General features: G+C 71.4%; 7 protein-coding genes. 2 read left to right on the forward strand and 5 right to left on the reverse strand.

Annotation, left to right across the window (positions count from 1 at the left end):
- On the forward strand, window positions 1-186 hold a 186-nt coding region (locus tag ACVMLK_RS19420), incomplete at its 5' end, for a hypothetical protein (RefSeq protein ID WP_457487350.1).
- Window positions 186-818 (forward strand): 5,6-dimethylbenzimidazole synthase, encoded by a 633-nt coding sequence (gene bluB, locus ACVMLK_RS19425; RefSeq protein ID WP_457487351.1) that lies wholly within the window; start codon window positions 186-188, stop codon window positions 816-818. The genes ACVMLK_RS19420 and bluB, both read left to right, overlap by 1 nt.
- A gap of 97 nt (window positions 819-915) precedes the next feature.
- On the opposite strand, the gene ACVMLK_RS19430 is transcribed toward bluB, so the two are convergent.
- Genes ACVMLK_RS19430 through ACVMLK_RS19450 form a run of 5 tightly spaced genes read right to left on the reverse strand, consistent with a single transcriptional unit; the run spans window position 916 to window position 5,676 of the window.
- Window positions 916-2,652: a polysaccharide biosynthesis/export family protein gene (locus tag ACVMLK_RS19430; protein ID WP_457487352.1), complete on the reverse strand. Its 1,737-nt coding sequence runs from the start codon at window positions 2,650-2,652 to the stop codon at window positions 916-918.
- Entirely contained in the window at window positions 2,642-3,820 is a 1,179-nt protein-coding gene (locus tag ACVMLK_RS19435; RefSeq protein ID WP_422922495.1) for a capsule biosynthesis protein, read from the reverse strand. Before ACVMLK_RS19435 ends, ACVMLK_RS19430 begins: the two co-directional genes overlap by 11 nt.
- Window positions 3,789-4,451: an ABC transporter ATP-binding protein gene (locus ACVMLK_RS19440; RefSeq protein WP_198365177.1), complete on the reverse strand. Its 663-nt coding sequence runs from the start codon at window positions 4,449-4,451 to the stop codon at window positions 3,789-3,791. The genes ACVMLK_RS19435 and ACVMLK_RS19440 overlap by 32 nt, the downstream gene beginning before the upstream one ends.
- Before the next feature lie 2 nt (window positions 4,452-4,453).
- A complete protein-coding gene (locus ACVMLK_RS19445; protein ID WP_422922496.1) occupies window positions 4,454-5,257 on the reverse strand; it encodes an ABC transporter permease in 804 nt (267 codons plus the stop codon).
- Window positions 5,254-5,676, reverse strand: coding sequence for a hypothetical protein (locus tag ACVMLK_RS19450; RefSeq protein WP_457487353.1), 423 nt, complete (start codon window positions 5,674-5,676; stop codon window positions 5,254-5,256). Before ACVMLK_RS19450 ends, ACVMLK_RS19445 begins: the two co-directional genes overlap by 4 nt.
- Window positions 5,677-6,086: the final 410 nt, after the last annotated feature.

Raw genomic sequence — 6,086 nt, forward strand, 5'->3', positions numbered from 1 at the left:
GGCGAGGGGGCCGAGGAGGCGGCGCTGCGCGTCGAGATCACCGCGGCGGGGCCGGCGATCGAGGGCGCACGGCCGATCGGCATCGGCGTCACCGGCTTCGCCCTGGCGCGCGAGGATGATCCGGCCGGGCGGCTGGCGCTGCTGGAGGGCCGCCGCTTCCGCCGGGCGCTGCCCATCCCGGCCTGATGCCGCCGCCCGAGTTCGGCGCGGCGTTCCGCGAGTCGTTGCGCGCGCTGTTCCTGTGGCGCCGCGACGTGCGGCGCTTCCGGCCCGACCCGGTGCCGGAGGCGCGCATCGCCGCGCTGCTGGAGCTGGCCGGCACGGCCCCCTCGGTCGGGCTCAGCCAGCCCTGGCGCTTCGTGCGCGTCGAATCGCCGGAGCGGCGGGCGGCGATCCGCGCCCTCTTCGCCCGCAGCAATGCCGAGGCCCTGGCCGGGCAGGCGCCGGAGCGCGCCGCGCTCTATGCCCGGCTGAAGCTGGAGGGGCTGGACCGCGCGCCCTGCCAGCTGGCGCTGTTCTGCCTGCCCGACCCGGAGCAGGGCCACGGCCTCGGCCGCCGCACCATGCCGGAGACCCTGGCCTATTCGGCGGTGATGGCGCTGCACACGCTCTGGCTCGCGGCGCGGGCCGAGGGGCTGGGCCTCGGCTGGGTCTCCATCCTGGAGCCGGAGGCGGTGACGGCGGCGCTCGACGTGCCGGCGGCCTGGCGCTTCATCGGCTATGCCTGCCTGGGCTGGCCGGAGGCGGAAAGCGATCGGCCGGAGCTGGAGGCGGAAGGCTGGGAGAGGCGCCAGGCGGTGGTCTGCCTGCGGCGCTGAGGGCCGGAAAGAGAAAACCCCCGCCGGCGGGGCGGGGGTTTCGCAGCCGGGGCTCGCGGGGCCGGTTTCCCGGTCCCGCCGCGTCAGCGCCCCGCCCTCAGTTGAACACCCGCACCGACAGCGCCGACTGGTAGATCAGCTGCAGCAGGTCGCGGGCGATCTGGAAGCTCTTGGCGCCGAGCTGCGGCAGGATGATCAGCTCATCCCCCGGGCGCGGCCCCTCGCGCGGGTCGAGGATGATCTGCCCGCTGGCGCGGCGGATCATCACCCCGCCGCTGTCGCCGCGCTGGGTGTAGCCGCCGGCGGCCTTGATGTAGTCGTCGATGGTCATGTCCGGCCGCCACAGGATGGCCTGCGGCGTCGTCACCTCGCCGGCCACCAGAACCGTGTCGGAGCGCTCGGGAATGACGATGGTGTCGCCGTCCTCGAGCCGCACCGCCGAGCAGCGGCCGCCATTGTCCATCACCACGAGGCGCCCCTCGGGCTGCAGCCGCCGGCCGCGCTGGATGTAGTTGGAGACGAGCTGCGCCTCCTGGCTGCGGATCTCGGCGACGCCCGTGGTGGCGGAGGTGGCGGTGAAGAGCTGCCGCTCCAGCCGGTCCAGCGCCTCGTTGATGGCGCGGCGCTGCTGCGCGGCGATGCGCGGCCGCAGCAGGAAGACCGACCCGGTGTCGGCCAGCGCCGCGTCCACCGCGACATGGTCGAGCAGCTGGCAGAGGTTCATGTCGCGGTCGGCGACCAGCACCGAGGGACCGATGCGGCTGCCCTCGACGAAGACGCGCACGGTGGGCGCCGGGGCGTCGGTGATGAAGGTGACGACGTCCTGGTCGAGCAGGGTCTGCTGCCGCAGCGCCGCCATGTCCACGTAGCGCGACCAGGGCTGGCCGCGCCGCGTGCCGCGGATCACCGCGTTGGTCACCGCCGGCAGGGCGCCGGCGAGGTCGAGCAGCTCGCTGCCCGCCATGCCGCCGCCGGCCACCTCGAAGAGGTAGTTGTTGCGCACCGCGCCATCGGCCGAGACGGTGGAGCCCTGCTTGGCGACGACGATGGTGTCGCCGTCCTGCAGCGTCAGGCGCGGCAGCTTGCCCTGCAGCAGGAAGGGGTAGAGGTCGATCCGCACCAGCGGCCGGCCGCCACGGTTGATGGTGATGTCGCGGTAGGAGCCGCGCACCGGATCGACGCCGCCGGCGCGCATCAGGAAGTCCAGCACGGTCTCGGAGCCCGAGCCGAGGTGCCGGCCCGGCAGCTTGACGAAGCCGGTGACGTAGACGCCGATCTGGCTGGCCGAGAGCAGCACGGCATAGACCTGCACCTGCTGGGTATAGATCCGCCGCACCTCCGCCTCGACGGTGCGCTGCAGGTCGCCGGCGCGGGTGCCGGCCAGGCGCAGCGGGCCGATCGAGGGCAGGAAGAGGTTGCCGTCCGGGTCGATGGCGCCCATCACCTCCGATTCCACCGGCCCCCAGACGCGGACGCTGATCCGGTCCCCGGCGGAGAGGCGGTAGTTCGGGTTCGAGGTCTCGGAGGGCGTGGGCGCGCCGCGCGCGAAGAGGGCGGCGCCGAAGACGGTGCGGCTCGGCCCGGGCGGGCGATAGGGCTCGGCGAGCGGCCCCTCGGCGGTGGCGCTGGCCTCCGCCTCGGTGGTGCTGCCGGCGCGGTTGATCATCGTCTCCTCGGGCAGCAGCTGCGGCACCGCCTGCGGCTGAGAGGCGCCGCCGCGCGACATCAGCCCCGGGCTCGGCGCGTTCAGCAGCGGGTTCTGCTGCGCCAGGACAGGGGCGGCACCGGCCAGGAGGGCGAGGAGGGCGGCCAGGAGCGCGCGGCTAGAAGGCATGTTCTCGGATTCCTGCGAGCATCATCCAGCCGATGCCGTAGAGCACCGAGAGGACGATGAAGATGCTGAGCAGCGTGACGGCGGCGCGGGGGTAGAGGGGGTAGTCGGCCAGGTTGGGCTCCACCACGCGGGCGAGGAAGATCTGCTGGCGCTGCGCGTCGAGCCGCGCCGTCTCCAGCGACAGCGTGGCGGAGGCGAGCTGCTTGTTGGCGAACTCCCGCTCCAGCGCCAGCCGCTCATAGGTCGCGAGCTGGCCGGGCAGGGCGCCGTCATGGGTCATGCGGCGCCGCTGCTCGGCGATCTCGCGCTGCAGCGAGGCGATGCGGTTGCGGATGGTCACGATCTGCGGGTTGTCCGGCCGCATGAAGCTCGACTTCTCCTGCAACTCGGCGCGGGCGCCGGTCAGCGCCCCCTCCAGCGCGCCGAGGCCCTCCATGCCGATCTGCGCGTTGCCGGTGGGATCGACCGACTGCTCGCGCAGCCGCCACTCGGTGATCGCGGCCTGGGAGGCCAGCACGCGCTGCTCGGCCCGCTCCAGCTCGTCGCGCGCGCTGCGCAGCGACTCCTCCCGCGAGCGCGCGGAGAGATGGTTGACGAAGAGCTCCGCCAGGCGGAGCTGCTCCTCGGCGATGCGCTGCGCGTCCTCCGGCCGGAAGGCGCGGGCGCGCAGCGTGGTGATGCCGGAGGTGGAATCGTTCACCACGGTGTTCATCATGCCGTGGTACATCTTCAGGATCTCGTCCGGCGGGTCGGCGAACCACAGCCGGCCCAGCAGGTCCGCCTCCGGCCGCCGGTAGAGCCCGACGATGTCGATGCCCTCCTTCAGCGCGTGCAGCGCGTCGTGCGATTGCAGGTAGTCGCGCACGCTGAGCGATTCCTCGCTGACCTGCTTGAAGCCGGCGGCGCCCATCATCTCGGTGAGCGAGCTGGCGCCGCGGCTGTCCTGCCGTCCGCGCACCAGGTAGCGCGCCTCCGAGACATACTGGCTGGCGGCGAAGCCGTAGAAGTAGATGCCGGCGATCAGCGTCGGCAGCACGACCAGCAGCAGGAAGAAGCGCTTGCGCCAGAGGCTGCGCAGCAGCGGCGAGGGGCGGCGAGGAGCGGCGTGGCTCTGCGCCGCGCCGGAGATGGCGGGGTCAGAGACCCTGGTAGGCGGCGATAGCTTCATCGACATCCTCATAGAATTCCAGCATGCCGTTCCGCAGGATCGCCGCTGTCTTGCAGTACTTCTTCACATGCAGGGCGTTGTGCGAGACGATGATCATCGCGGCGTGGGCACGGCGGGTGTCGAGCACCTCGCGGCACTTGTTGGCGAAGCGCGCATCGCCGGTGGAGAGCGCCTCGTCCACCAGGTAGCAGTCGAAGTTGACGGCGAAGGAGAGCGCCATCAGCAGGCGCGAGGACATGCCGGAGGAATAGGTCCGCACCGGCTCGCGGAAATAGGGTCCGAGCTCGGCGAAGTCCTCGACGAACTCCTCGGTGCGCTTCAGCGGCGTGCCATAGAGGCGGGCGATGAAGCGGGCGTTGGCGGCGCCGGTCAGGCTCGACTGGATGCCGTAATTGCCGCCGATCGGCCAGGACATCGACAGGTCGCGCCGCACCCGGCCGCGCGTCGGCCGCTCGACCCCGGCCAGGATGCGCAGCAGCGTGGACTTGCCGGCGCCGTTGCGACCCAGGATGCCGACATGATCGCCCGGCGTGATGCGGGCATTGACGCCGCGCAGCACGTGGCGGCGCGCCGTGCCCTGCCGCACCTCGAAGCTCTTCCAGACGTTCTCCAGCTCGATCGCGCCCGCCATGCTCACTCGCCCATGATGGAGAGGCGGGATCGGGCGGCGCGCAGCCCGGCCAGGCCCAGGATGTTCAGTGCCAGGATCCAGATCAGGACATAGGGGATGTCGTAATGCGGCATGGTGCGGTCGCCGAACTGCGCCCAGCGGTTCAGCTCGTGCACATGCACCAGCGGGTTCCAGAGCAGGAGCGCCTGCGTCTCGCTCGGCATCATGTCGACCATGTAGAAGGTCGCCGAGATCGGCATCAGGATATAGGTGAGCGGGTGCACGATCCGCTCGACCGGCTCGTAGAAGACCTGCAGCGCCGCCAGCAGCATGCCGAAGCCGTGCCCGAGCAGGGCGCTCATCAGCAGGCCCGCGACGAAGACGGCGGGCTGATGCGGATACTCCCCGAAGAAGACCATCGCGACGGCGACGAAGATCGTGATGACGGCGGCGCAGACCATCATCTCCAGCAGGTTGCGGGCCAACATGATATCGGTCAGCGAGATGCTGCGATGGAAGAGCAGGGAGATATTGGCCTGGATGCCGTGCGCGCCCCGGTTGACGATGGACCGGAACATCATGAAGGGGACATAGCCGAGGGCGTAGAACAGGAAGACCGGCAGGTTGTTCGGCATCTGATGTCCGCTGCTCCAGTGGATCAGCGAGATCATGGTGGAGAGCAGCATGGGCTCGCCGAACAGCCAGACATAGCCAACCCGGCTGCTGCCGAACCGGGTCAGCATCTCGCGCGTGAACAGCGCGCCGATGACCCGGATCTGCGCCGAGAGCGCGCTGCTCGGGAGGCGGCGCGGGATGTCCTCGATCACGGCCGCGCCACGGCGCCGCCGCGCAGCAGCGGCCGCGCCGCCGCCCAGCCGGAGGAGGCGTCCTCGCAATAGAGCGCCGCCCGGCCGCCGCCCATCGCCAGCTCGCGGCAGTTGCGGCCGCTGCCGGCGAAGTAGCTGCGCGCCACCCGCACCAGCGCCGGCGGCGCGCCGGGGGCGGGGGGGAGCATCGCCTGCTGGCCCTCCCGCGCGGTGGCGGCGAAGGCGGCGAGAGGGTCCTCGGGCCGCGGCGGCGGCAGGGTGGCCTGGGCGGGAGGAACGGGCTCCCGGGCCGTCCCGAGTCCCGGCAGGCTGCCGCATCCCCCCAGGGCGGCCGCGATCAGGAGCAGAGGAAACAACCTGGAGATGCTGACGGGAATGGTCTTCAGCACGTTGATATCCTTGACTCCGGTGGCATGCACGCCTGATTGCATGATAAAAACTTACCGCAGTGCAGTGCGCATGGCAAAACCTACCTATGGTTTTAACATTAATATCCGATTCATCTCAGATTGTGCGAGGGCGGCGCTGAACCACCTGAAGTCCGGTATCGCCTTTCCGGGTCTGGCCCCGACCGAAGCCCGGCATCTCGCCGCCTTCTGGCCGGAGCACGATCTCCGCCCAGCCAGCGAGGCCGGCCTCTGGGCCGTGCCGGCCGACAGGGCCGTGCCCTGCCCGCCGCGCGGAACCGGGCTGTTGCGCTATGCCACCGGCCTGCTGCCCTCTCCCCGCTTCGCCAGGCGCGGCCGTGCGGTCGCCCTCCTGCCGGTGGAGGGCGCCGCGGCCTGCCTGCTCGCCACTCCCCTGGCCGCGCCGCCGGAACTGGCGCCGG

It is taken from the genome of Teichococcus aerofrigidensis (assembly GCF_054073225.1).